The sequence below is a fragment of the Streptomyces sp. NPDC001568 genome (assembly GCF_042893755.1).
Taxonomy (GTDB): domain Bacteria; phylum Actinomycetota; class Actinomycetes; order Streptomycetales; family Streptomycetaceae; genus Streptomyces.
In genome coordinates this window covers 399,068-423,328 of record NZ_JBIAVF010000003.1, presented here as the reverse complement: position 1 = coordinate 423,328, position 24,261 = coordinate 399,068, and the positions used below count along the sequence as shown (strand labels likewise).

Genomic DNA, 24,261 nt, shown 5'->3' with positions numbered 1-24,261 from the left:
GTCCGGATCGGCGTCGGTCACCATGGAGGCACCCTCCTCACCACAAGGGGATCAGCCCGGAATGCCCGGTCCGCCCTCTTGATGCGAGGGGGTGCCTCCGCCGTCGCGGTGGGAGCGGGGTGGGATCAGGACGCGCCGGTCAGGTCGTAGAAGGTGGTCCCGCCGATGGTGGTGGCCTTGAAGCCGGCCCGCACCCAGGTCTCGATGGCGGAACCCGCGGCCCCGGCGGGTCGACCGCCGCCGCCGGTGGTGGTGCCTCCTGCGCCGGCTCCCCCAGCCCCCGGTGCCGCGGGGGCTCCGGCGGCCTCGGATCCGTTCTGGGATCCGTTCTGGGATCCGTTCTGCGCGATGAACCAGTGGATGCGGCCCGCCTTCACGTACGCCTGGAACTGCTCCAGGGTCGGGGAGGGGTCGCTGCCGTTGAAGCCGCCGATGGCCATCACCGGCTCGCCGGAGGCCAGCTGGTAGCTCGCCGCGTTCTGCGAGCCGACGGCCGCCGCCGCCCAGGTGTACCGGTCGGCGTCCGCCTGGAGGGCCGCCTTCGCCTCGGCCCCGACCCGGGTGCCGCCCAGCAACCCGCCCATGCCGCCGCCCGTGCCACCCATGCCACCCGGACCGCCGCCCGTGCCACCGGGGCCGCGCACCGTGCCGCCGGCGGCACCCGGGACGCCCCGCCCCGCCCGGCCGTCGGTACCGCCCGTGCCGCCCGTGCCGTCACCGCCCGCGGCGCCGCGTCCGTCGGTGCCCGGTACGACCGGTGCGCCCGCCGGGACGCCTCCGGGCGGGGCCTCGCCGCCGGGGCCGGCGCCCTGGCGCATTCCGCCGGGGCCTCCGGGGCCGCCCCGGCCGCCCGCCACGGCCGGGCCGGCCGTCACGATGGAGCCCGTGTGGCCGGCGCTCACGGTGGTCAGGCAGTACGCGAGCGGGCCGGCCAGCGCGGCCGCCAGGCCCAGGGCCGCCGTCGCGCGCAGCAGCCGTCGGTCGAGGCGGCCGGCGAGGAGCAGCGCCGCTGCGGCGAGCCCGCCCGTCACCAGGACCGCCCAACGCAGCCAGGGCAGGTAACCGTCGGCCCGGCCGAGCAGGACGAAGGACCAGTACGCGGTCGCCGCGAGGGTCCCGGAGAGGGTGAACGCGGCGGCCCGGGAACCCCGTTCCTCCCACAGCACGCCCACGCCCATCCCGATCAGGGCGGCGACGAACGGGGCCAGCGCGACGGTGTAGTACTCGTGGAAGATGCCCTGCATCCAACTGAAGACGACGGCCGTGATCAGCAGGCAGCCGCCCCAGGCGAGGAAGGCCGCGCGGGCCATGCCCTCCAGGGAATCGGTGGCACGACGGGCCTTCCAGGTGATGACCAGGCCGGCGACCAGCAGGATCAGCGCGGCGGGCAGCAGCCAGGAGATCTGCCCTCCGATATTGGCCGAGAAGAGCCGGTCGATACCGGTCTCACCCCAGCCGCCACCGCCACCACCGCCCGGGCGTCCGCCACCGCCGACGCTGCCGGTCTCGTTCCCGTTGATCCGGCCCAGGCCGTTGTAGCCGAGGGTCAGTTCCAGGAAGGAGTTGTTCTGGGAGCCGCCGATGTACGGCTGGGAGGCGGCGGGCCACAGCTCCACCACGGCGACCCACCAGCCGCCCGCGACCACGGCGGCCACCCCCGCCAGCAGCAGCTGGCCCAGGCGTCGGCGCAGCCGCGTCGGCGCGCAGAGCGCGTACAGCAGGGCGAGCGGCGGCAGGATGACGAAGGCCTGGAGGGTCTTCGTCAGGAAGGCGAAGCCGACCGCGACGCCGGCCCAGACGAGCCAGCGGGTGTGCGCCCCCTCCAGGGCACGCAGTACGCAGTACACGGTGACGGTCAGCAGGAGGGTGAGCAGCGCGTCCGGGTTGTTGAAGCGGAACATGAGCGCGGCGACCGGGGTGAGCGCGAAGGCGCTGCCGCTGAGCAGGGCCGCGGCGGGCCCGAACTGGCGGCGTACGGACGCGTACAGCAGCGCGGTGGTGCCCACGCCCATCAGGGCCTGCGGGACGAGGATCTGCCAGGAGCCGAGCCCGAAGAGGCGGACGGACAGCGCCATGGGCCACAGGGCGGCCGGGGGCTTGTCGACGGTGATGGAGTTGCCGGCGTCGGAGGAGCCGAAGAAGAAGGCCTTCCAGCTCTCGGAGCCGGCCTGGACGGCCGCGGAGTAGAAGGAGTTGGCGTAGCCGGAGGAGCCCAGGTTCCACAGGAGCAGCAGGGCCGTGCCCAGGAGCAGGGCGGCGTACGCGGGGCGTTCCCAGCGCGGCCGCACGGCCGCGGCGGGGAGGGTGACGGGTGCGGGTTCGGGTGCGGCTGGTGGGAAGAGCGGCAGTGCGGCCGTGGTCACGGGCCCTCCTGGGTCGTCTGGGCAACGGCGGTCGGGTCCGTCGGGGTCATGGGGTGCATCGGAGTCATGGGGTCCGTCGAGGTCATGGAGCGCATCGAGGTCGTCGGGGTCGTGGAGCGCATCGGGATCGCGGGAGTCGCGACGGGCGCGGGGCTCGTGCGGTGACCCGGCGCCGTGGGCCGGGCGGGCGGGTCGGGGAAGACCCAGGCCCGCAGGAGCAGGAAGCGGAGGACGGTGGCGGCGAGGTTCGCGGTGATCAGGACGGCCAGCTCGGTGCCGTGCGAGGGCTCGGTGCTCGCCGCCCCGAGCGCGGCCAGCGAACCGCTGGTCAGGGCCAGTCCGATGCCGAACACGACGAGTCCCTGGGCCTGGTGGCGGATCGCATTGGCCCGGCCGCGCACGCCGAACGTCAGCCTCCGGTTGGCCGCGGTGTTGGCGACGGCGCACAGCAGCAGGGCGGCCGCGTTGGCGCCCTGAGGTCCGGCCGTCCCGCGCAGGGCGGAGTAGAGCAGCAGGTGGAGCAGGGTGCTCAGGACTCCGACGGCGCAGAAGCCCAGGAGTTGGCGGGCCAGCCCGCGGGGGACTCCGGGCAGGGCGGTGCGGTCCCGGGGGTCGTCCCCGAAGGGACGGGCGAGCCGGTCGAGGGGGAGCCCGCCGACGGCCAGGGCGCGGCCCACCCGCCAGACCCCCTTGAGGTCCTCGGCGGCGGTGCGCGCGATGTGGACGGTGGAGTCGGGGTCGTCGACCCAGTCCACGGGCACCTCGTGGATCCGCAGCCCGGCCCGCTCCGCGAGCACCAGCAGTTCGGTGTCGAAGAACCAGCCGGAATCCTCCACCAGGGGCAGCAGCCGTTCGGCGACCTCGCCGCGGATGGCCTTGAACCCGCACTGGGCGTCGCTGAACCGGGCGGCGAGCGACGAGCGCAGCAGCAGGTTGTAGGCCCGCGAGACGAACTCCCGCTTCGCGCCCCGCACCACCCGCGAGGAGCGGGCGAGCCGGGTGCCGATCGCGAGGTCGGAGTGGCCGGAGATCAGCGGGGCGACCAGCGGCAGGAGGGCGTTCAGGTCGGTGGAGAGGTCCACGTCCATGTAGGCGAGGACGGGCGCCTCCGAGCGGGACCAGACGGTGCGCAGGGCCCTGCCGCGGCCCTTCTCCTCCAGCCGGGTGCTGCGTACTTCCGGACATCCGACGGCGAGGGCGGCCGCGACCTCGGGGGTGCGGTCGGTGCTGGCGTTGTCGGCGATGGTGATGCGGAAGGGGTAGGGGAAGGTGCGCGTGAGGTGGGCGTGCAGCCGGCGGACGCAGGGGCCGAGGTCCTTCTCCTCGTTGAAGACCGGGATCACCACGTCGAGCACGGGCACACCGGGCAGGGGCGCGAGGGGCGTCCGTGCCGGAAGGGCCCCGGGAGAGGCGTCGGTTGACATGGAACGACCCTCGCGGGCCGGCCTGTCACCGCTGTGTGCTGAGCCTGTGGCCCGTCTGTGAGTCCGGAGGATCGCCGCGTTCGCCGACGAGGGGCAGGTGCACCTCGAAGGAGGTCCGGCCGGGTGCGCTGCGTACGCCGACCCGTCCGCCGTGCGCCGAGACCACGGCGTGCACGATGGCGAGCCCGAGACCGGTGGAACCGGCGGCCCGGGACCTGGAGGCGTCCGCGCGGGCGAAGCGTTCGAAGACGTGGGGCAGCAGCTCGGGCGGGATGCCCGGCCCGTCGTCCTCGATCAGCAGTCGGACGGTGGTTGTTTCACGTGAAACACGGGCGGTGACCGTCGTACCGGGCGGGGTGTGGGTGCGGGCATTGGCGAGGAGGTTCACCAGGACCTGCTGGATCCGGGCCGGGTCGGCGCGTACGGGTACGGGCTCCTCGGGCAGGTCGAGCCTCCAGTGGTGTCCGGGACCGGCGGCCCGGGCGTCGCTGACGGCGTCCACGACGAGCGGGGCGAGATCGGTGTCGGTGGCGTCGGCGAACAGCGGCCTGCCGGCGTCGAGCCGGGCCAGCAGCAGGAGGTCCTCGACGAGACCCGTCATCCGGGTGGCCTCGGATTCGATCCGGCCCAGGGCGTGCCGGGTGTCGGGGCCGGGCTCCTCGCGTCCCCGGCGGGTCAGTTCGGCGTAGCCCCGGATGGAGGCGAGCGGGGTGCGCAGCTCGTGGCTGGCGTCGGCGACGAACTGCCGGACCCGGGTTTCGCTTTCCTGGCGGGCGGTGAGCGCGGAGGCCACGTGGCCCAGCATCCGGTTGAGGGCCGCGCCGACCTGCCCCACTTCCGTACGGGGGTCGGCCTCGGCGTCGGGGACCCGTTCGTGCAGTGCGGGTTCCCCGCTGTGCAGGGGCAGTTCGGAGACCCGGGTGGCGGTGGCGGCGACGCGGCGCAGCGGTCGCAGGGCGACCCCGACCAGGGCCTGTCCGGCCAGGGAGGCCGCGATCAGCCCGGCCAGGGTGACGGAGACCTCGACCCCGATCAGGGTGTGCACCGTACGGTCGACGTCGCGGAGCGGGAGCGCGAGGACCAGGCTCCCGCCGGGCGCGGTCTGCGCCCGGTAGCCCCCGAGGCCGGGAAGCTCCAGTTCCACAGGGGCTCCGCCGCCCTGCGCGGCCTTGCGCGCGACGTCGGCCAGGGCCTCTGTCTGGGCGTCGGTGAGGGCGCGCAGGTGGTCGGCCGCCGATCCGTCGGCGGGCGTGCTGCGGGCGGTACCGAGGACCTTGCCGGTGGGGTCGAGGCGGATCCCGGCGGTGTTCTGCGGGTTGCCGGGGGCCAGCACGAAGCCGAGCGGGTTGTCCCGGGAGGCCTTGCCCGCTCCGGGGCCGCGGAGGGCGATGCCCAGGGAGACGTTCAGTTGCTCGTCGAGCCGGTCGACCAGGTAGGAGCGCAGCGCGAGGGTGGTGACGGTGCCGATGGCAGCGCCGACGACCGCGATCAGCGCCACCGCCGAGACCACCAGCCGGGTCCGCAGGGACCACGGCCGGCGGGCGGCAGGTCGGGCGGACCGGCGGGCGGCGGGTCGGGCGGACCGGCGGGCCGGCAGGGGGAGGCGTACGGGCACTACTCGGCCGGCTTGATCAGGTATCCGGCGCCGCGCCGGGTGTGGATCATCGGGGGCAGGCCGGTGCCCGCCTCCAGCTTCCGGCGCAGGTAGGAGATGTACAGCTCCACCACGTTGGCCTGGCCGCCGAAGTCGTAGGACCAGACGCGGTCCAGGATCTGCGCCTTGCTGAGCACGCGGCGCGGGTTGCGCATCAGGTAGCGCAGCAGCTCGAACTCGGTGGCGGTCAGGTGGACCTCCTGGCCGCCCCGGACCACCTCGTGACTGTCCTCGTCGAGGCGAAGATCGCCGACGGACAGGACGGAGCCGCCGCGTGCGGCCTGCGCCGCGCCCGAGCGGCGGACCAGGCCGCGCAGCCGGGCCACGACCTCCTCCAGGCTGAACGGCTTGGTGACGTAGTCGTCGCCGCCGGCCGTCAGGCCCGCGATCCGGTCCTCGACCGAGTCCCTGGCCGTCAGGAACAGCACCGGCACCTGCGGGATCTCCCGCCGCAGCCGGCCGAGCACCGCCAGCCCGTCCATGTCCGGGAGCATGATGTCCAGCACGACCACGTCCGGCCGGAACTCGCGCGCGGCCCGTACGGCGCCCGCCCCGTCGCCGGCGCTGCGGACCTGGCAGCCCTCGTAGCGCAGGGCCATGGACAGCAGCTCGGAGAGGGAGGCCTCGTCGTCGACGACGAGGACCCGGCAGGGTCCCCCGTCGGGGCGCACGAGGGCCGTCGGGTTGCCGGTGGACGTGGACGCGTGGGAGGTGGTCGTCGCAGTCATGGGTTCACGCTGGCCGCCGCCTCTGAGAGCGTTCTTGCCCCTTCCTGTGAATCTCCTGAGAATCGCCTGCGGGGTCCCGGCGGCTTCCCGAGCGTCCCTCAGCCGTCGAGGCGGAACAGTCGGGCGCCGTTGTCGTGGCAGACGGCGCGCAGCCAGTCATCGCCCAGACCGAGGCGTTCCAGGGCCTCCAGCTGGTGCTCGTAGGGGTAGGGGATGTTCGGGAAGTCGGTGCCCAGCAGGATGCGCTCGCCCAGGTCCACGAGCCGTCCGAGGTCTCCCGGCGGGAAGTCGCTGAACTGCGCGGAGAAGTCGGTGAAGGCCATGGTGGTGTCGAGGCGGACCTCCGGGTACCGGTCGGCCAGGTCCAGGAAGTCGACGTACTCGGGCATGCCCATGTGCGCCACGACCAGCGGCAGCCGGGGGTGGCGGGCCAGCAGCCGGGCGATCGGCTCGGGGCCGGTGTGCTTGCCGGGCACGGGGCCCGAACCGCAGTGGATCACGATGGGGGCGCCGGCTTCGGCGAGCAGTCCCCAGACCGGTTCGAGCCGGTCGTCGTTCGGGTCGTAGCCGCCGACCTGGAGGTGCGCCTTGAAGACGCGGGCCCCGGCGTCGAGCGCCCGGCCCACGTACGCGGCGACGCCCTCCTCCGGGAAGAAGGTCGCGGTGTGCAGGCAATCGGGGGTGCGGGCGGCGAAGTCGACGGCCCAGGAGTTGAGCCAGGCGGCCATCCCGGGCTTGTGCGGGTAGAGCATGGCGGTGAAGGCCCGCACGCCGAACTCCCGCAGCAGGGCGATGCGTCGCTCCTCCTCGTGCCGGTAGGTGATGGGCCATGCGACGCCGGTCAGCGGGCCTGCCGCGTCGAAGTACTCCCACACCTTGTCCAGGACGCGCTCGGGCATGAAGTGCGTGTGGACGTCGACCAGTCCCGGCAGCCCGAGCCGCTCCCGGAAGGCCCGGACCGCCCGGACCGTGCCATCCGTTGTGGTCCCCCACGAATCAGCCGTTGCGGACAAAGCCGTGGCTCCGTTCGACCGTCGCGACGTGCAGGGTGTAGCTGTCGTACCAGTGGGCGCGGCCCTGTTTCATGGCCGCTTGGTGCTCCAGGTCCTCCCGCCAGACGGCGAGGGACTCGTGGTCGCGGAAGTAGGCGACGGTGATCCCGAGGCCGCCGGGGGTGCGCGCGGACTCGTAGCCGAGGAAGCCGGGGTTCTGCGCGACGATCTCGTTCATCCGGGCGTTGGTCTCGGGGTATCCGCTCTCGTCGGGGGTGCGGACATTGCTGAAAACGGCCATGACGTACGGCGGTTCGAACGCCTGGACGGGCTGGATGCTCATGCCCACCACCCTCGGCGGACCGCTCCGGCGTGTCCACCGCAATCGGCCGCGGAAGGCCAAAGGGATCCAAGTTTTGACCCGGGGGCCCGTCGGGGGCGGGAGTCGGCCCGAGCGCTCCCCCTCCGGTCAGAACAGCCCGTCCTGCTCGGCCTCCGGCGCCGGCGGGGCGATGTCCGCGAGCGGTACGTCGGTGACGGCCTCCACCTCCCCGGGTACGGCGGCCAGTTCCCAACCGGCCAGCAGCCTCGCGTCCACCACGATCCCGTCGGCGAAGTGCAGGTCCGGCCCGGCCGCGCCCGCCAGTACGCCCACCACGGTCCCGCCGGGCACCATCTCGGTGACCACGCGGGCCGGGGCGGGCAGTCCGGCCAACCCGAAGGGCGCGGCGTGGTCGACGACGGCGCACGGCAGCCGCTCCAGGGACTCCGGCCACCCGGGCAGCGCGGCGGACCGGGCGTGCAGCTCGGCGACCTCCCGGGCCCGCTCCGACTCGGCGGGCAGCAGGCCGCGCAGGACCCGCTTGCGGGCGTAGGCGATCCGGTCGGGCACCCCGAGGGCGGCCCGCAGCAGTTCCTCGGTACGGCGCGCGGCCATCAGCGGGCCCCGCCCCAGCCAGGTCCACGTCACCGCGCCCTGCTCCAGCAGCCGGGCCGGGCCGCGTTCCTCGGCGGTGATGCCGACCTTGACCGTGTCCGGGCCGAACCACGCCAGGTAGACGCGGTAGGGGCGCGGATCGGCGGCGTTGGTGTCGGCCGCCACCGAGAAGGACCGGTCCAGACGGGCGCACTCGGGGCACTGGGCGTTCCCCGTACGGCCCGGGACGGCCAGGCCCGTGGGACAGGGGGTGCGCTTCCCGGCCCGGCGCACGCCCAGGCAGCGGCGCTCGCCCACCGCCGTGAACGCCAGGCGCTGCCCGAGGGCGAGCGGGCTGTCGCGGTCCTCGCGGCCGGTCCATCCGATGGCGGGCCTCCCGTCCGACCACCGGATGCCGGTGCACCTCCAGGTCACAGCGGGAGCGGCCGCTCGAAGAAGGTGTCGAGGACGACGGTGGCGTGCGTGCCGCTGACCCCCTCGATCGCGTACAGCCGGCGCAGTACGTCCTGCAGTTGCCCGGTGGAGGCCGTGCGGACCTTGACCAGGACGGAGGCACTGCCCGCGATGACGTGCGCCTCCTGGATCTCCGGGATCGCCTCGAACGCGGGCCCGGACTCGCCCATCCAGACGCGGGAGTCGACCATCACGTAGGCCAGCACCCCGCTGCCCACGGCGGCCGGGTCGACGTCGACGGTGGTCCGTCGGATGACCCCGCGCTCGCGGAGCTTGCGCACCCGTTCGTGGGTCGCCCCGGCCGAGAGCCCGACGGCGGCGCCGAGGGCTGCGTACGACTGACCCGCGTCCTGCTGGAGACACAGGACGAGCGCCCGGTCGATGTCGTCCACGCGATCTTCCTCTCATGAGCCGGCAGCTCTTGCGAAGACGGTACCTGATCCTGCAATCTCACCATCACACCGAACAAAATTCGGGAAACTGGAACTCAGGGGGAAGAATGTCAGCCATAGCCGACCGCGCCTTGTACGAGATCCTGGACGAACGTTTCCGTACCGGCCGCTGCGCCAACGGCGACATGCGCCTGGAGCGGCTGTACGACGACTGCCGCTGGGCCGAAGGTCCCCTGTACCTGCCGGCCTGGCGCCAGCTGGTGTGGAGCGACATCCCGAACGACCGGATGCTGCGCTGGGACGAGACCACGGGCGCGGTCTCGGTGTTCCGCTCGCCGGCGGGCCACTCCAACGGCAACACCCTGGACCGCGAGGGCCGCCTGATCACCTGTGAGCAGGGCAACCGCCGCGTCACCCGGACCGAACCCGACGGCCGGATCACCGTCGTCGCCGACCGCTGGAACGGCAAGCGGCTCAACAGCCCGAACGACGCGGTGGTCCGCTCGGACGGCTCCATCTGGTTCTCCGACCCGGACTTCGGGATCACCAGCGACTACGAGGGCCACCGCGCGCCGAGCGAGATCGGCGCCTGCAACCTCTACCGCGCCGACCCGGCCACCGGCGAGGTCCGCCTCGTCGCGGGCGACTTCCTCGGCCCGAACGGCCTGGTCTTCTCCCCGGACGAGAGCGAGCTGTACGCGGCGGACACCCGCGCGGGCCACATCCGCGCCTTCGAGGTCGACGCGGACGGCACCCTCAGCGGCGACCGCGTCTTCACGACCTGCCCCCGGGCCGACAACATCCGCTTCGACGACGAGGGCCGGCTGTGGGCGGCCGCCATCGAATCGGGAGTGCACTGCTACGCGCCGGACGGAGACCTCATCGGCCGCGTGCGCGTCCCCGAACCCGTCTCGAACATCGCCTTCGGCGGCCCGAAGAACAACCGCCTCTTCATCACCGCCACCACCTCGCTCTACTCACTGGTGATGTCCGTGACGGGCCTGCCCCGCGTCCGCACCTGAGCACCCGAGCACCCGGCCACCCGGCCCCGGCCGCCGGCCGGGGCCGCTAGCGCGCGGCCCCGGCGTCCCGTCCTACCGCGCGACGAACTGGGTCAGGATCGCCTGCACCTCGTAGATGTCCACGCCCTTGGTGAAGGTCTTCTCGATCGGCGCCGAGGTGCCCGATATCCAGATCTTCAGCTCGGCGTCGAGATCGAAGTGACCGGCGGTCTCCACGGAGAAGTGCGTGATGCTCCGGTAGGGGATCGAGTGGTACTCCACCTTCTTCCCCGTGAGTCCCTGCTTGTCGACGAGCACCAGCCGCCGGTCGGTGAACAGGATCGTGTCCCGGATCAGCAGATAGGCGGCGTGCACCTGCTCGCCGTGCCCCAGCAGCCGGGCGTAGTCCCGCTGCGCCGAAACCGGATCGACGGTGTGCGCGTTCCCGAACAGACCCATGGGTCCCCCCTCGAAGGATCGAAACGATCAACAGTCCTTCGAAGGCTAGCGACGGCGACGTCAAGGCAACGCAAAAGGCCCCCCAGCGAACTGGGGGGCCTTTCGGTTGTGCACTCGGCAGGATTCGAACCTGCAACCTTCTGATCCGTAGTCAGATGCTCTATCCGTTAAGCTACGAGTGCTTGGCTTCTCGGGGTTTTGCGCCCGGTTGGCCTTGCGAGAACAACAATACATGGACCTCGGCGGGACGCGAAATCCATTAGCTCCACCCCTTCTGAGCTGCGAAAACGTCCCAGAAGAAGATCGTCCGGAGGTTCGCGGGGGAGTCCTTCGCGCCCGCCCGCAGGACACTCCGCCGGGCGAGCGCCCGGAGCCGACCGGACGCGGGCGGCCCGCGTCAACGTCCCGGAACGCACCGAAGCCCCGGTCCGTGTGGACCGGGGCTTCGTCAGGTGCGGAGGCGGAGGGATTTGAACCCTCGATGGGGGGTAAGCCCCAAACCGCATTAGCAGTGCGGCGCCATAGACCGGACTAGGCGACGCCTCCAGCACACCCCCGCGTACGAAGGTGCGTGCAGATGATGACACAGCCGTAGGGCCGCTCACCAATCCGCTCCCACGGTACAAGGAGCCGGGGGCGCAGGGCAAAGCCTTAAGCCCGCTCCTTCGAAAAGCCGGATCGGCGGGGTGACGACACCCGGATCGGCCGGGGCACGGCACACACGTGCGGCACACGTACGCCGCACATCCCCTGCCCGTACGCAACATCGGGGCGGGCGCGTCGTTGGTGGGGCGTACGACGTACGGACGACCTGGAGTGCCCCATGCTGCGTCTCGCCGCCTTCGCCGTCACCTCAGCCCTGGCCGCAGCGGCCGCCGGCCCCCTGCCGCCGCTGCCGTCCCTGCCGGTGGCACGACTGCTGTCCGCCCCCGCCCCCGACCACCTCACCATCGCCGTCTCCGAGACCGGCAACCGGTTCCTCGACGGCGAGTACCGCCTGGAGTGCGACCCCGTCGGCGGCACCCACCCCGAGGCCAAGAAGGCCTGCGCGCGCCTGGACGAACTCGCCCGGCAGGGCAAGAATCCCTTCGCCGCCGAGCCGAAGCGGCAGATCTGCACCTTCCAGGACGGCGGCCCCGCGACCGCCCGCGTCACCGGTAGTTGGCGCGGCGAGAAGGTGGACAGCACGTTCCGCCGGCAGAACGGATGCGACATCGCCCGGTGGAACGAGTTGGAACCTGTGCTTCCGAGTGCGCGTTCCTGACCTGGGAGTATGCGCCGGATGCGCGTTTTCCCCCGTACATCCGCCACCCCGCCGCGGGGCCGTGCGCTTAGACTCCTCCCGTGACATGCCGGTAGTCGTGGTCAGGGAGGAAGCTCGTCGTGAGCAGCAGGCCATCCCGAGGCGCTGCTCGCCTCGCAGCAATACTCGACGCGCTTCCGGACGCGTTGTTGCTCGTCAACGCCAACGGCACGGTCGTCAACGCGAATTCGATCGCCCTCGCGGTCATGGAGAGCCCCGGCACGGGGCTCGTCGGACGCGGCGTGCTGGACCTGCTGCCGGAGTTCGACTCCAAGCTGATCCCCGGTTCGATGCGTCGGCCCGGCGACAACGACGAGGGGCGTTCCAAGCCCAAGCGGATGACCGCGCGCCGTACCGACGGCTCCGAGTTCCCCGTCGAGGTCACCAGCGCCCACCTCGACGGCCGCGACGCCTACCGCGAGCCCCAGCCCGCCTACACCGGTGACGAGCTGCTGATGCTCGTCGTGCGGGACCTCTCCGAAACCGTCGACACCGAGGCCGAGCTGGCCCGGTCGCAGCGGCAGACCGAGATGATCCTGCGGGCCGCCGCCGAGGGCGTCGTGGGCACGGACACCGACGGTCGGGTCGTGCTGGTGAATCCGGCCGCCGCGCAGATCCTCGGCTACCGCGCCACCGACCTCGGCAACCGCGAGCTGCACGGGCTGGTGCAGCACTCGCGCGCCGACGGCTCGCCGTTCCCCTTCGACGAGTCCCCCCTCGCCGACACCCTGCGCAGCGGCCGCAAGCACCGGGTCCGCGGGCAGGTGCTGTGGAACAAGTCCGGACAGCCCGTCGCCGTCGACCTGACGACCTCGCCCGTACGGGACGGGGAGCTGCTCGTCGGCGCCGTCATGACGTTCACCGACCGCCGGGCCTACGACGCCCTCGCGGCGCGCCACGCCCAGTTGCTGGCCGTTCTCGGGGAGTCGTTGCGCGGCCCCCTCGACGAACTGCGCGGGGAACTGGCCACCCTGGCCGCCGACGACGCGGGCCAGCTGTGGCCCGAGGCGAACCAGCTGCTGCACCACCTGGCCGCCGGGTACTCGCGGATGACCGCGCTGGTGGACAACGTGCTCGCCTTCCAGCGGCTCGACGCCGGCGCCGAGAAGCTCAAGAAGAAGAACGTCCTGATCAACACCGTCGTCTCGGACGGCATCGACGGCGCGGTCGAACTGATCGGCCCCGGCCGGGTGCAGTTCGCCGTGCACGCCCCGACCATCGAGGCCGAGGTGGACGCGGAACGCATCGCGACCGCCCTCGCGCACCTGGTCGCCGACGTCGCCGGCGTGGACGCCACCGGCAAGACCGCCCAGGGCAGCGGGTACGGGGACTCGACGATCGTGGTCGCCGCCGCCCAGCGCGGCGAGGTCGTACGGATCGAGGTGCGCGGCCCCCACGAGGGCGGTACCCCCGTGCACGAGCCGGTCGTACGGGGCATCGTCGCCGCGCACGGCGGAGTCCTGCAGACGGTGGAGGTGCCGGGTGCGCCCGGCGGGGCGTACGTACTGGAACTGCCGCTCGGCTCGGGCGCGGGGACGGTGACCCTGCCGGAGCCCCCCGAGGAGCCGCCGGCGCCGGAGGGCGGCCAGGGCGCGGGCAACGCCTCGGACGGCAACGGCCCCGGTGGGCGCCGGGCCCGGCGCGGTGTGGACGCCTTCCTGGACGACGGGGCGGACGCGGCCGACGGGGCGAAGGCCCCCGGGGCCCGTGAGGGCGGGGGCGCGCTGGCGCTGCCGTCCGGGCGGCGTCGGGCGGACGGCAGCCCCGTCGACTCCGGTCCGGCGGAACTCGCGCAGTCCCCGGTGAACCCCGCCGGGCTCGGCACCGGGCGCCGGCGCGGCCGGGACGGCGACGGCAGCGCCGACGCCGAGCGCGGCGAAGCCGGCCGGCCCGTGCCCCCGCGGGGCAACGCCATGCCCGCGCTGCCCCCCGTACCGGCGGTGCCCCCGGTACCCGTCACCGAGCATCCGGCCGGACGCCGCAGGGCGCTGGGTCCCGTGGCTCCGGCGGCGCAGCCCGGTGGTCCCGTGCCGGCGGCCGGGCTCGCGGCGCCCCGCCCCATCGCCCCCGAGGGCGGCTTCGCGCTGCCCGCCGGTCCGACTCCGGCCGCCCCGCAGGCCCCCGCGATGGCCGGCTCGGCCCCCGCTCCCGCCGAAGCCGACGCCGACGCGTCGGGCCGGCGCGGGCGCCGGGTGCTCGGTGCGCCCACGACCGCCGATCCCGAGGCGCCCGAGGTCTCCGCCGAGGACTCCGAGGATCCCGCGCACCCGACCGGCAGGCGCCGCGGGGTGCCCGCCACCCCGGCGTGGCCCGTGCCGTCGGCCCGTACCGCTTCCGAGGAGGCGGGGCAGGCCGCTCCGGCCGCCGTCCCCGGTGCCCGCCGGCCCGCCGGCGCCCCTGCGACCGCAGGGCAGCCGATCAGCGTGCGCGCGCTCGGCACCCTGGGTCAGGGCATCTCCGTGGACCCCGGCGCGGGCGACACCAACGGTGCGGGGCAGGGCGGTTCCGGCTCGGGCCGGCGTCGTCGGCTCTCCGAACCGGCTCCCCAGGGACGCGCCTTCGCCATAGGGGCGCCCGAGGCGGGCTCCGACGAGGGCCCCGAACCGCTGGACGGCCCCGGTGGCGCCGTCGAGGTGGTGAACCGGCCCGTACCGCGGCCCGTGGACGACGAGCTGCCTCCGGAGCCGCTGGACAACCCGCGCCGGCTGCTGGTGTGGCCCGCGCCCGACGCGCAGACCCAGCAGGCCCTGAGCGACCGCGGCTACCGCCCGGTGATCGTGCACTCCCGTGAGGAGGTCGACGCCCAGATCGCGGCCTTCCCCGCAGCCCTGTTCGTCGACCCGCTGACCGGTCCGATCACCCGGACCGCCCTGCAGTCCCTGCGGCAGGCCGCGGTGGCCGCCGAGGTACCCGTCCTGGTCACGGCCGGGCTGGGTCATGCCACGCGGGAAGCCGCGTACGGCGCCGATCCGGCCGTGTTGTTGAAGGCGCTCGCGCCGCGCGACAGCGAGCAGCACCCCTCCCGGGTGCTGCTGATCGAGGAGCACACCGAGATCGCCACCGCCCTGACCGCGGCGCTGGAGCGGCGCGGCCTCCAGGTCGCACGGGCGGGCGCCGACACCGACGCCGTGGAACTGGCCAGCCGGATGCGGCCCAACCTGGTGGTCATGGACCTGATGCAGGTCCGGCGCCGGCGGGCCGGGATCGTGGACTGGCTGCGCGCGAACGGGCAGCTGAACCGCACGCCGCTGGTCGTCTACACGACCGCCGGCATCGAGCCGTCCGAACTGCCGCGGCTGGCCTCCGGGGAGAGCGTGCTGTTCCTCGCCGAGCGGGCCACCACCGCGGACGTGCAGGGCCGCATCGTGGACCTGCTGGCCAAGATCGGCACCAACTAGTCATCCTGGGCCGATGGCCATCACCGACACGTCCGAGCAGACCGTCCCCGCCGACAACGGCGAAGTGAGCCTCCTGATCGCCCGGCAGGTGGAGCCGGGCCACGAGGAGACGTTCGAGGCGTGGGCGCACGGGATCCTGGAGACGGCCGCCGGTTTCCCCGACCACCTCGGCTACGGACTGTTCCGGCCCGCGGTGGAGGGCGGGCCGTGGTTCCTCGTGCACCGCTTCCGCAACCAGGACGCGTTGGCGCGCTGGCAGGACTCGCCCGAGCGGGCGCAGTGGTTCTCGAACTGCCTCGGCCACCACCACACCGAGATAGCCCGGCGCGAACTGCACGGCATGGAAACGTGGTTCGCCAAGCCGGGTACGACCCGGCCCGCGCCGCCGCGCTGGAAGATGGTGGTCAGCTCGGGGCTGGCCATCTTCCCGATCTCGCTGGTGGGCAACGCGGTGCTCGGGCCGTACCTGGTGGACCTGCACTTCGTGCTGCGGACGGCCGCGTTCGCGGTCGTCTTCAGCACCCTGATGACCTACGTGGCCATGCCGGCCGTCAGCAGGCTGCTGCGGCCGTGGCTCACGCGCGGCTGACCTCCGCCGGCCCGGTCAGCCGAGGGTGGTGACGTCCAGGGCGCCGTCCGCGTACTGCTTGCGGATCACCTTCTTGTCGAACTTGCCGACGCTGGTCTTCGGCACGGCCGCGACCAGGCTCCAACGCTCCGGCAGCTGCCACTTGGCGATCGACGCGGCGAGGAAGTCGCGCAGCCCCGCGTAGTCCACGGTCGCACCCTCCTTGAGGACGACGGTGGCCAGCGGACGCTCGCCCCACTTGTCGTCCGGGACGGCGACGACCGCCGCCTCGGCCACCTCGGGGTGGGCCATCAGCGCGTTCTCCAGCTCGACGCTGGAGATCCACTCGCCGCCCGACTTGATGACGTCCTTGGCCCGGTCGGTCAGGGTGAGGAAGCCGTCGGGGCTGATCACGCCGACGTCCCCGGTCTTGAGCCAGCCGTCGGCGCTGAACTTGTCCTCGGGACGTTGGGGTTCACCGGCAGCGCCGCCGTAGTAGGCGCCCGCGATCCAGGTGCCGCGCACCTCCAGCTCGCCCGCGGACTCGCCGTCCCAGGGCAGGTGGTCGCCGCCGGGACCGACGAGGCGCGCCTCGACGCCCGCCGGGAAGCGGCCCTGGGTCACCCGGTAGGACCATTCCTCCTCGGCGCTCAGGCCGGCCGGGGGGTGGGCCATGGTGCCCAGCGGGGAGGTCTCGGTCATGCCCCAGGCGTGGCACAGCCGGACGCCGAGCCGGTCGTAGGCCTCCATCAGGGAGGGCGGACAGGCCGAACCCCCGATGGTGACCTGCTTCATCGAGGTCAGGTCCCGCGGGTGGGCGGTGACCTCGGCCAGCAGCCCCTGCCAGATGGTGGGGACGGCCGCGGCGTGGGAGGGCTTCTCGCGCTCGATCATCTCGGCGAGCGGAGCGGGCTGGAGGAACCGGTCGGGCATCAGCATGTTGATGCCGGTCATGAAGGTGGCGTGCGGCAGGCCCCAGGCGTTCACGTGGAACTGCGGGACGACGACGAGGGTGGTGTCCTTGTCGCTCAACCCCATCGACTCGGCCATGTTGACCTGCATGGAGTGCAGGTAGATGGACCGGTGGGAGTAGACGACGCCCTTGGGGTCGCCGGTGGTGCCGGAGGTGTAGCACATGGCCGCGGCCTGGCGCTCGTCCAGCTCGGGCCAGTCGTAGTGGTCGGAGCGGCCCTCGATGAGTTCCTCGTACTCGTGCACGCGCACGTCGAGGCCGTCGAGGGCAGAGCGGTCACCGATGCCGGCGACGACGACGTGCTCGACGGTCGGCAGGTGCGGCAGCAGCGGTGCGAGGAGCGGCAGCAGGGTGCCGTTGACCAGGACGACCTTGTCCACGGCGTGGTTCACGATGAAGACCAGCTGCTCCGGAGGCAGCCGCAGGTTGAGCGTGTGCAGGACCGCGCCCATGGACGGGATCGCGAAGTACGCCTCCACGTGCTCCGCGTTGTTCCACATGAGGGTCGCCACGCGGTCGTCCTGCCGGACGCCGAGCTCGTCGCGCAGGGCGGTGGCCAGACGGTTGGCGCGGGTACCGATCTCGGCGAAGCTGCGGCGGTGCGGCTCGGCCTCCCCGGTCCAGGTCGTGACCTGGGACTTCCCGTGGATCGTCATCCCGTGTCGAAGTATGCGGGTGACGAGGAGCGGTACGTCCTGCATGGTGCTCAGCAAAGCGTCCTCCCGGTGAGCGCTGCGGCGCTGCGGCGGTGTGCGGATGCTGCCGATTCTGCGCACGTACCGGTCGGTCTGTCACTACCCGGGAGTACAAACAGCTGCGACGATCACTGTGCGGAGTCGCGTGTGGCGGTGTTTCACGTGAAACGAGGGTTCTGTTTCACGTGAAACGGGCCGACGTTTCATGTGAAACGACGGCTGGGTTTCACGTGAAACGAGCGGTGTTCAGCGGACCGGAGTGAGTTCCGGGTCCTCGCGGAGCTTGACCAGGGCTCGGGAGACGGCGCTCTTGACCGTACCGACCGAAACCCCGAGCACCTCGGCGGTCTGCACCTCGCTCAGGTCCTCGTAGTAGCGCAGGACCACCATGGCCCGCTGACGGTCGGGCAGCCGGGTCACCGCGCGCCACATCGCGTCCCGCAGGGCCTGCGCCTCCGCGGGATCGGCGGCGGGCGGCTCCTCGACCTCCGGGAGCTCGTCGCAGACGAACTCGTCGACCTTGCGCTTGCGCCACTGGGAGGTACGGGTGTTGACCAGGGCCCGCCGGACGTAGCCGTCCAGCGCCCGGTGGTCCTCGATGCGGTCCCAGGCGACGTACGTCTTGGCGAGGGCCGTCTGAAGCAGGTCCTCGGCATCGCACGGGTTGGCGGTGAGCGAGCGCGCGGTGCGCATCAGGACCGTGCCGCGGGTCCGTACGTACGCCGAGAACGACGGGTACGGCGTCGGGTTCGAGGCGAGCGTGCACACAGGCGTGGTCATGGCTCCACGCTAGAAGCGGACCGCGCCCACCGGATCGGCCCCAGGTGCCGAACGCGGGTCCGTCTCAGGTTGTAGGACCGGGCCGTGCCCCACCTCCTGAAGGTGGAGGGACGCGCCCCGCCACCCGTGGGCGACGGAGGCGGCCCCGACACCCGCGCGGCGACGTCCCCGACACCCGTACGTCAGCGGTCGACGCCGAGGATCAGCCCCGAGGTCGGCACCCCGGTACCCGCCGTGACCAGGGCGTGCGCGGCTCCCTCGGCCTGGTTGACGGAGGTGCCGCGCAGCTGGCGGACGGCCTCGGCGATGCCGTTCATGCCGTGCAGGTAGGCCTCCCCGAGCTGCCCCCCGTGGGTGTTGAGCGGCAGCGCGTCGGCGGCGACGAAGTCGGCGGCCTCGCCGCGCCGGCAGAAACCGAACTCTTCCAACTGCATCAGCACGAAGGGGGTGAAGTGGTCGTAGAGGATCCCGACGTCGATGTCCGAGGGGCGCAGCCCGCTGGTCCGCCACAGCTGGCGGGCGACCACGTCCATCTCCGGGAGCCCGGAGAGGTCGTCGCGGTAGAAGGAGGTCATCGCCTCCTGCCGGCGCCCCGCCCCCTGCGCGGCGGCGGTGATCACGGCGGGTACCTGCCGCAGGTCCCGGGCCCGCTCGGTGGTGGTGACGACGAGGGCCTGGCCGCCGTCGGTCTCCTGGCAGCAGTCCAGCAGCCGCAGCGGCTCCACGATCCACCGGGAGGCCGCGTGGTCGGCGAGGGTGATCGGCTTGCCGTGGAAGTAGGCCGCCGGGTTGTTGGCGGCGTGCCGCCGGTCGGTGACGGCGACGTGGCCGAACGCCTCGGGGGTGAGGTTGTACGTGTGCAGGTAGCGCTGGGCGGCCATCGCCACCCAGGAAGCCGGGGTGAGCAGGCCCCAGGGCAAGGACCAGCCGAGGGCCGCGCCCTCCGCCGAGGGTTCCCGTTGCTGGACGCCGGAGCCGAAGCGGCGGCCCGAGCGCTCGTTGAAGGCCCGGTAGCAGACGACGACCTCCGCCACCCCGGTGGCGACGGCCAGCGCCGCCTGCTGGACGGTGGCGCAGGCCGCGCCGCCGCCGTAGTGGATCCGGGAGAAGAAGGAGAGGTCCCCGATGCCGGCCGCCTGGGCGACGGTGATCTCGGGGCTGGTGTCCATCGTGAAGGTGACCATGCCGTCCACGTCGGCCGGGGTCAGCCCGGCGTCGTCGAGGGCGGCGTGCACGGCCTCGACGGCGAGCTTGAGCTCGCTGCGGCCGGAGTCCTTGGAGAACTCCGTCGCGCCGATGCCGGCGATGGCGGCCCGGCCGCCGAGCTGGTCGCGGGTACGGACGCTCATGCGGCGGCCCCCGGGCGCAGGCTCACGGTGACCGTTCCGGTGACGTGCCGGCCGAGACCGTTGGCGCCGACGATCCCGATCTCGGCGGTGGCCCCGTCGAGGGCGGTGACGGTGCCGGTGAGGGTCATGGTGTCGCCCGGGTGGTTGGGAGCGCCCAGGCGGATGGCCACCTTGCGCAGCACGGTGTGCGGGCCCAGCCGGTCCGTCACGTACCGGCCGACGAGGCCGTTGGTGGTCAGGATGTTCATGAAGATGTCGGGGGAGCCCTTCTCCCGGGCCAGCACGGCGTCGTGGTGCACGTCCTGGTAGTCGCGGGAGGCGATCGCGCCCGCGACGATCAGGGTGCGGGTCACCGGTATCTCCAGGGGCGGCAGCGTGTCGCCGACCCTCAGCGGTGTGTCGCCGGCGTTCATGCGTCGTCCCCTTCGGTGGCCGGGATCGCGGCGGCTGCCGCGCCGTCTTCGGACGGGTGGGGCGGGTCGAGCAGGTCGCGCAGGTCTGCCGCGTCGGCCAGGAGCGTGCCCAGCTCGGCCAGCAGCTCGCTGCCGCAGCCCAGGTACGCGTCCAACTGGCGCCCCCACAGGAAGTGCCGGTGCACAGGATGGTCCAGGTCGGCGCCCATGCCGCCGTGCAGGTGCTGGCCCGCGTGCACGACCCGCTTGCCTGCCTCGGAGGCCCACCAACCCGCCGTGAGGGCGTGGGAGCCCGCCGGGAGCCCGGCGTCGATGCGCCAGGCCGCCTCGTACGCGGTGACCCGGATCGCCTCGGTGTCCATGTACGCGTCGGCGGCGCGCAGCATGACGCCCTGGTTGGTGGACAGGGGCCGGCCGAACTGCTCCCGGGTGGAGGTGTACTCCACGGCCCGGGCCAGCGAGCCGGCGCAGACGCCCGCCTGGAGGCCGGCGAAGGCGGTACGGGCCACAGCGAGCGTGTCCTCGTACGCCCCGGGGCCGTCGCCGAGGCGCTCCCCGTCGGCATCGGCCAGCTCCAGCCGTCCGGCCGCCCAGGGGGCGGTGGTGTCCACCGGGGTGGTGCGTACTCCGGGCGCGTCGGTCCGTACGAGCCACAGGGTGCGGTCCGCGTCCGGGACCAGGACGTGCGTGGCGTCCCGCAGCCAGGGCACGAACGGCGCGTTGCCGGTGAGCCGTCCCGCCGGCGAGGCGGTGATCCGGCCGCGGGCAGGGAAGGCCCCGCAAACCACGACCTCGCCCGTACCGAGGGCGGGCAGCAGCCGGGCGCGCTGCGCGTCGCTGCCGTGCCGGGTCAGGGGCAGGATCCCGTACGCGCAGGTGGCCGCGTACGGCACCTGGGCGGTGGTGCGGCCCTGCTCCTCCAGCAGCAGGACGAGGCCGAGCAGGCCGATGTCCTCGACCGCGGAGGTGAGTCCGGCGGCGGTGAGGGCCTTCCACAGTTCGGCGTCGCTACCGGTGCCCGCGGCGGCGAGGCGCTCGTGGGTGGCGAGGTCTCCGAAGATCGTGGCGGCGAGGTCGGCCGCGGCGGCCTGTTCCTCGGTGGGGTGAAAGTCCATCAGCCCTCGCTCCCCCGGAAGACGGGCAGTTCGAGTTCCTCGTCGACCCGCAGGAACTCCAGCTGGACGGGCATCCCGATGCGCACCTTGTCGTAGGGGACGCCGGTGATGTTGCTGACCATCCGGACCCCTTCGGCGAGTTCGACGAGCGCGACCGCGTAGGGCGGCGCGAAGGCGGGGAACGCCGGGTGGTGCATCACGACGTACGAGAACACCGTGCCGGCGCCGGAGGCCTCGACGGTGTCCCATTCGGGGCAGGCGCAGGCGTTGCAGCCGGGGAGCCACGGGAAGCGGAGGGTGGCGCAGCCGGTGCAGCGCTGGATGAGGAGCCGGTGCCGTGCGACCCCGTCCCAGAACCCCCGGTTGTCGCGGTTGATGACCGGGCGGGGTCGGCGGGCGGCGGGCGTCCGGTCGGCGGTAGCCGGGGTCGCCGCCGCGGCGGTGGCAGAGGCGGTGGCCGCCGCGGTGGCCGGGGCGTACTTGAGGATGCGGAAGCGGTGTGTTCCGGCGAGCTCGCCGTTCGCGTGGACGTCCATCCGGGTCGTCACGAAGTGCCCGCTGCCCAGCTTCGTCGTCTTGCGCGCCGAAACCGACTCGATCACCGCGTCGAAGGTCACCGTGTCCCCCGGGCGCAGCGGCCGCAGGTACTCCTGCTCGCAGTCGGTGGCGACGACGGAGGTGCAGCCCGCGCCGTCGAGGAGGCCGAGCAACTCGTCGTAGGCGGACGACCGGTCGGTGTGGCCGGACAGCCCGCCCAGGGTCCACGCCTGGAGCATGGTGGGCGGTGCGATGGCGTCGGGGCCGGTGTAGGCGGGGTTCGTGTCCCCCATCGCCTCGCACCAATGCCGGATCATCGGCTCGTTGACCGCGTCCTTGGCGCGGCCCGCGGTGGCGGCGGGCCGCCCCTCGAACGCCTTCAGCCGCTCGTGGAACGGGTCCGCCTCCTGGGCGGCCTGTGCCCCGGTCATCGCTTCCTCCCCTTCATGCCGAGCCGCATCATCGCGACGATCTCCCGCTGGACCTCGCTGACCCCGCCGCCGAAGGTGTTGATCTGGGCGGCCCGGTTCATCCGCTCCAGCTCGCCGCCGGCGAACGCGTCGGGCCCCCTGACCAGGGCGTCCTCGCCGACCACCTCCTGGCACATCCGGTACACCTCGACGGTGGACTCGGTGCCGAGGAACTTCACCCCGCTGGCGTCGCCGGGGGCGAGGGCGCCCGCGCCCACGTCCTGGACGAGGCGCCAGTTGAGGAGGCGTACGGCGGCCAGCCGGGCGTGCGCCTCGGCGAGCCGGGACCGCACCCAGGGCAGGTCGGCCGGACGCTCGCCGGTGGCCGGGTCCGGGGTCCGGGCGTGACGGAGGGCCGCCTCGTAGAAGTCCTCGGCCTGCATGCCGATGGCGGCGAGGGCGACGCGTTCGTGGTTCAGCTGGTTGGTGATCAGGCCCCAGCCGCCGTGCTCGGGGCCGACGAGGTGACCGGCCGGCACGCGCACGGAGTCGTAGTACGTGGCCGTGGTGGTGAGGCCGCCGACCGTGTCGATCGGGGTCCAGCCGAAGCCCGGACTGTCCGTCGGCACCAGGACGATCGAGATGCCCTTGTGTTTCGGGGCCTCGGGATCGGTACGGCAGGCGAGCCAGATCCAGTCCGCGTTCTGGGCGTTCGACGTGAAGATCTTCTGCCCGTCGATCACCCACGCGTCGTCCTCGCGGACGGCCCGGGTGCGCAGCGAGGCGAGATCGGTACCCGCCTCGGGCTCCGAGTAGCCGATGGCGAAGACGATGTCGCCCTTGAGGATCCGGGGCAGGAAGTAGGCCTTCTGTTCCTCGGTCCCGTACTTCATGAGGGTGGGGCCGACGGTGTTGAGCGTGACCATGGAGACGGGGGCGCCCGCGCGGTAGGCCTCGTCGAAGAACACGAACTGCTCGTCGGCACCTCGGCCTTGGCCTCCGTACCGCACGGGCCAGCCGAGGCCGAGCAGTCCGTCGGCGCCGATCCGACGCAGGACCGCGCGCTGCGCTTCGAGGCCTTCGGGGACCCCGTCCGGCAGCAGGTTCTTGAAGTACGCGCGCAGTTCGGCGCGCAGCCGCAACTGGCCTTCGGTCGGGGCGAGGTGCACGGCGCGGGCCTCCCGGCGGGACATCGGCAGAGTGAACCTGACTGTCCGTCAGATTCAGTGGCGATGTCAAGGTCGGGAGCCGAGGCCGCCCCCGCCGGGCAGCGGATGCCGGCCCGTGACGAGCGGGCTGCGGGACATGCGGGAGCGCCCGCACTACCGGACCCCAGCCGGTCCGGTCGTACGGGCGCCCTCAACGGTCGGTGGCCGCCCGAGCGGCCCGCGGGACTGCTGTCACCAGGGGAAGAAGTTCACCGCGATGTTCGAGTTGGCCTGGTGGATCGCCGTGAAGGCCGATCCGTTGACCTGCGCCGTGTTGTTCTGGTTCGACGCGCCGGAGCCGGTGGCCACCTGCTGCGAGGTGGAGGAGTTGCCGTGGTTGTTGCCGCCCACACCGCTGCCGATGATGCTCGCGATGCTCGCATTCGATCCGTCGTTCGCGAAGGCGCCGTTGTCGGCCGAGGCCACCCCGCCGAAGAGGGCGGCGGCGAGGGGGAGAGCGGCGACGGCGGCGATGACGCGGGCGGTACGGATGCTTGCCATGTCTGAATCCTCCAGAAACCGAAGTCGGGTGTACTTCGAGGCAGTTGGCCGACCGCCTCGGTCGTTGCGTGTGCTGACGACGTCGCGGAACCAGAGTTGCCCACCGAATCCCCGGCGAACCACCCCGCAGCCCCCGATTCCCCCGCAAGCATGACCAACTCCGGATAAACCCGGTTCGCTCCGTCGACGCCGCAGATCAGCGCCCCGAGCACCAGCGGAACCCGTGCCGCACAAAGGGCGAAGCGTTCCGCCAAACCCCCACACCCCGGACATGCCGAAGAGGGCCGCGTCATCCGGGAACCCCACCGTCTCCCGGGCATGCGGCCCTGCGATACCAACCTTCACGCCCCCTGCACGCCCCCGGCGCCCGCCGGGGCAAGCCAACCGTGCCCCGCTCCCGGGGCACTTCGCGACGCGATCCACGGCCACAACGGACCGGGCTCAAGCGCCTCGCGTTCCCACTCGGTACGACCGGACACCCTTCGCGCTTCGCGCGGAGCGCTGCGTACGTCACCCTTCGCGCATCACGTTTCCGACTGTGCGCTCGTCCTTCACCCTTCGTCCTTCGCCCGTCACACTTCACGCGCTTCCGCGCTTCCGTGCTTCAC

Annotated in this window: 21 protein-coding genes and 2 tRNA genes; 4 read left to right on the top strand and 19 right to left on the bottom strand. The window is 72.9% G+C overall.

Going from position 1 to position 24,261, the window contains the following annotated elements; translation table 11 throughout:
• Positions 1–125 precede the first annotated feature (125 nt).
• The 8 genes from ACFY0I_RS07730 to ACFY0I_RS07695 all read right to left on the bottom strand — a co-directional run bounded on the left by ACFY0I_RS07730 (position 126) and on the right by ACFY0I_RS07695 (position 8,943).
• Entirely contained in the window at positions 126–2,363 is a 2,238-nt protein-coding gene (locus ACFY0I_RS07730; RefSeq protein ID WP_388891582.1) for a glycosyltransferase family 39 protein, read from the bottom strand.
• Positions 2,360–3,787, bottom strand: a complete 1,428-nt coding sequence (locus ACFY0I_RS07725; RefSeq protein ID WP_388891579.1) for a glycosyltransferase — start codon at positions 3,785–3,787, stop codon at positions 2,360–2,362. The genes ACFY0I_RS07730 and ACFY0I_RS07725 overlap by 4 nt, the downstream gene beginning before the upstream one ends.
• 25 nt (positions 3,788–3,812) lie before the next feature.
• A complete protein-coding gene (locus ACFY0I_RS07720) occupies positions 3,813–5,384 on the bottom strand; it encodes a sensor histidine kinase (RefSeq protein ID WP_388891839.1) in 1,572 nt (523 codons plus the stop codon).
• 17 nt (positions 5,385–5,401) lie between these two features.
• Positions 5,402–6,169 carry a response regulator transcription factor gene (locus tag ACFY0I_RS07715; protein ID WP_388891576.1) on the bottom strand — a complete coding sequence of 256 codons (768 nt, stop codon included), beginning with the start codon at positions 6,167–6,169 and terminating at the stop codon, positions 5,402–5,404.
• Positions 6,170–6,267: 98 nt separating this feature from the next.
• Positions 6,268–7,101, bottom strand: coding sequence for an amidohydrolase family protein (locus ACFY0I_RS07710; protein WP_388891836.1), 834 nt, complete (start codon positions 7,099–7,101; stop codon positions 6,268–6,270).
• A gap of 64 nt (positions 7,102–7,165) precedes the next feature.
• Positions 7,166–7,504, bottom strand: a complete 339-nt coding sequence (locus ACFY0I_RS07705) for an antibiotic biosynthesis monooxygenase family protein (RefSeq protein ID WP_388891573.1) — start codon at positions 7,502–7,504, stop codon at positions 7,166–7,168.
• A 126-nt stretch (positions 7,505–7,630) separates the two neighbouring features.
• The gene (locus tag ACFY0I_RS07700) at positions 7,631–8,512 is read right to left on the bottom strand and encodes a DUF2797 domain-containing protein (RefSeq protein WP_388891570.1); all 882 of its coding nucleotides are present in this window, start codon (positions 8,510–8,512) and stop codon (positions 7,631–7,633) included.
• Positions 8,509–8,943: an Lrp/AsnC family transcriptional regulator gene (locus tag ACFY0I_RS07695; RefSeq protein WP_362875033.1), complete on the bottom strand. Its 435-nt coding sequence runs from the start codon at positions 8,941–8,943 to the stop codon at positions 8,509–8,511. Before ACFY0I_RS07695 ends, ACFY0I_RS07700 begins: the two co-directional genes overlap by 4 nt.
• A 107-nt stretch (positions 8,944–9,050) precedes the next feature.
• Here ACFY0I_RS07695 and ACFY0I_RS07690 point away from each other — a divergent pair, with 107 nt between their 5' ends.
• Positions 9,051–9,965 carry an SMP-30/gluconolactonase/LRE family protein gene (locus ACFY0I_RS07690; protein WP_388891567.1) on the top strand — a complete coding sequence of 305 codons (915 nt, stop codon included), beginning with the start codon at positions 9,051–9,053 and terminating at the stop codon, positions 9,963–9,965.
• A gap of 72 nt (positions 9,966–10,037) precedes the next feature.
• On the opposite strand, the gene ACFY0I_RS07685 is transcribed toward ACFY0I_RS07690, so the two are convergent.
• The 3 genes from ACFY0I_RS07685 to ACFY0I_RS07675 form a co-directional block, all read right to left on the bottom strand.
• The gene (locus ACFY0I_RS07685) at positions 10,038–10,403 is read right to left on the bottom strand and encodes a PH domain-containing protein (protein ID WP_388891565.1); all 366 of its coding nucleotides are present in this window, start codon (positions 10,401–10,403) and stop codon (positions 10,038–10,040) included.
• A 109-nt stretch (positions 10,404–10,512) separates the two neighbouring features.
• A tRNA-Arg gene (locus tag ACFY0I_RS07680) sits at positions 10,513–10,585 on the bottom strand.
• A 273-nt stretch (positions 10,586–10,858) separates the two neighbouring features.
• Positions 10,859–10,949: transfer RNA gene (locus ACFY0I_RS07675), tRNA-Ser, on the bottom strand.
• Between the two features lie 277 nt (positions 10,950–11,226).
• Here ACFY0I_RS07675 and ACFY0I_RS07670 point away from each other — a divergent pair.
• From ACFY0I_RS07670 to ACFY0I_RS07660, 3 genes are all read left to right on the top strand, one after another.
• Positions 11,227–11,667, top strand: a complete 441-nt coding sequence (locus ACFY0I_RS07670; RefSeq protein ID WP_388891563.1) for an SSI family serine proteinase inhibitor — start codon at positions 11,227–11,229, stop codon at positions 11,665–11,667.
• 119 nt (positions 11,668–11,786) lie between these two features.
• Positions 11,787–15,104, top strand: coding sequence for a PAS domain-containing protein (locus ACFY0I_RS07665; protein ID WP_388891560.1), 3,318 nt, complete (start codon positions 11,787–11,789; stop codon positions 15,102–15,104).
• 13 nt (positions 15,105–15,117) lie between these two features.
• On the top strand, positions 15,118–15,693 hold the full coding sequence (locus tag ACFY0I_RS07660) for an antibiotic biosynthesis monooxygenase (protein ID WP_388891557.1): 576 nt from the start codon (positions 15,118–15,120) through the stop codon (positions 15,691–15,693).
• A gap of 15 nt (positions 15,694–15,708) precedes the next feature.
• On the opposite strand, the gene ACFY0I_RS07655 is transcribed toward ACFY0I_RS07660, so the two are convergent.
• The 8 genes from ACFY0I_RS07655 to ACFY0I_RS07620 form a co-directional block, all read right to left on the bottom strand.
• Positions 15,709–17,358 carry a long-chain fatty acid--CoA ligase gene (locus ACFY0I_RS07655; RefSeq protein WP_388891554.1) on the bottom strand — a complete coding sequence of 550 codons (1,650 nt, stop codon included), beginning with the start codon at positions 17,356–17,358 and terminating at the stop codon, positions 15,709–15,711.
• 228 nt (positions 17,359–17,586) lie between these two features.
• On the bottom strand, positions 17,587–18,120 hold the full coding sequence (locus tag ACFY0I_RS07650; RefSeq protein ID WP_281207491.1) for a SigE family RNA polymerase sigma factor: 534 nt from the start codon (positions 18,118–18,120) through the stop codon (positions 17,587–17,589).
• Between the two features lie 182 nt (positions 18,121–18,302).
• Entirely contained in the window at positions 18,303–19,469 is a 1,167-nt protein-coding gene (locus tag ACFY0I_RS07645) for a lipid-transfer protein (RefSeq protein WP_388891551.1), read from the bottom strand.
• Complete coding sequence (locus ACFY0I_RS07640) at positions 19,466–19,861, bottom strand: MaoC family dehydratase (protein ID WP_388891833.1); 396 nt, start codon at positions 19,859–19,861, stop codon at positions 19,466–19,468. The genes ACFY0I_RS07645 and ACFY0I_RS07640 overlap by 4 nt, the downstream gene beginning before the upstream one ends.
• A 17-nt stretch (positions 19,862–19,878) precedes the next feature.
• Positions 19,879–20,997, bottom strand: coding sequence for an acyl-CoA dehydrogenase family protein (locus ACFY0I_RS07635; protein WP_388891548.1), 1,119 nt, complete (start codon positions 20,995–20,997; stop codon positions 19,879–19,881).
• Entirely contained in the window at positions 20,997–21,965 is a 969-nt protein-coding gene (locus ACFY0I_RS07630; protein ID WP_388891545.1) for a bifunctional MaoC family dehydratase N-terminal/OB-fold nucleic acid binding domain-containing protein, read from the bottom strand. Before ACFY0I_RS07630 ends, ACFY0I_RS07635 begins: the two co-directional genes overlap by 1 nt.
• Complete coding sequence (locus ACFY0I_RS07625) at positions 21,962–23,113, bottom strand: acyl-CoA dehydrogenase family protein (RefSeq protein ID WP_388891830.1); 1,152 nt, start codon at positions 23,111–23,113, stop codon at positions 21,962–21,964. The genes ACFY0I_RS07630 and ACFY0I_RS07625 overlap by 4 nt, the downstream gene beginning before the upstream one ends.
• 231 nt (positions 23,114–23,344) lie before the next feature.
• Complete coding sequence (locus ACFY0I_RS07620) at positions 23,345–23,653, bottom strand: hypothetical protein (RefSeq protein ID WP_388891543.1); 309 nt, start codon at positions 23,651–23,653, stop codon at positions 23,345–23,347.
• Between the last annotated feature and the right edge of the window lie 608 nt (positions 23,654–24,261).

What these genes read in the sequence shown, in the direction of transcription:
- ACFY0I_RS07725 (WP_388891579.1), bottom strand. Translation starts at nt 3,787, where the DNA reads ATGTCAACCGACGCCTCTCCCGGGGCCCTTCCGGCACGGACGCCCCTC.
- ACFY0I_RS07715 (WP_388891576.1), bottom strand. Translation starts at nt 6,169, where the DNA reads ATGACTGCGACGACCACCTCCCACGCGTCCACGTCCACCGGCAACCCG.
- ACFY0I_RS07705 (WP_388891573.1), bottom strand. Translation starts at nt 7,504, where the DNA reads ATGAGCATCCAGCCCGTCCAGGCGTTCGAACCGCCGTACGTCATGGCC.
- ACFY0I_RS07690 (WP_388891567.1), top strand. Translation starts at nt 9,051, where the DNA reads ATGTCAGCCATAGCCGACCGCGCCTTGTACGAGATCCTGGACGAACGT.
- ACFY0I_RS07685 (WP_388891565.1), bottom strand. Translation starts at nt 10,403, where the DNA reads ATGGGTCTGTTCGGGAACGCGCACACCGTCGATCCGGTTTCGGCGCAG.
- ACFY0I_RS07670 (WP_388891563.1), top strand. Translation starts at nt 11,227, where the DNA reads ATGCTGCGTCTCGCCGCCTTCGCCGTCACCTCAGCCCTGGCCGCAGCG.
- ACFY0I_RS07660 (WP_388891557.1), top strand. Translation starts at nt 15,118, where the DNA reads ATGGCCATCACCGACACGTCCGAGCAGACCGTCCCCGCCGACAACGGC.
- ACFY0I_RS07650 (WP_281207491.1), bottom strand. Translation starts at nt 18,120, where the DNA reads ATGACCACGCCTGTGTGCACGCTCGCCTCGAACCCGACGCCGTACCCG.
- ACFY0I_RS07645 (WP_388891551.1), bottom strand. Translation starts at nt 19,469, where the DNA reads ATGAGCGTCCGTACCCGCGACCAGCTCGGCGGCCGGGCCGCCATCGCC.
- ACFY0I_RS07635 (WP_388891548.1), bottom strand. Translation starts at nt 20,997, where the DNA reads ATGGACTTTCACCCCACCGAGGAACAGGCCGCCGCGGCCGACCTCGCC.
- ACFY0I_RS07630 (WP_388891545.1), bottom strand. Translation starts at nt 21,965, where the DNA reads ATGACCGGGGCACAGGCCGCCCAGGAGGCGGACCCGTTCCACGAGCGG.
- ACFY0I_RS07620 (WP_388891543.1), bottom strand. Translation starts at nt 23,653, where the DNA reads ATGGCAAGCATCCGTACCGCCCGCGTCATCGCCGCCGTCGCCGCTCTC.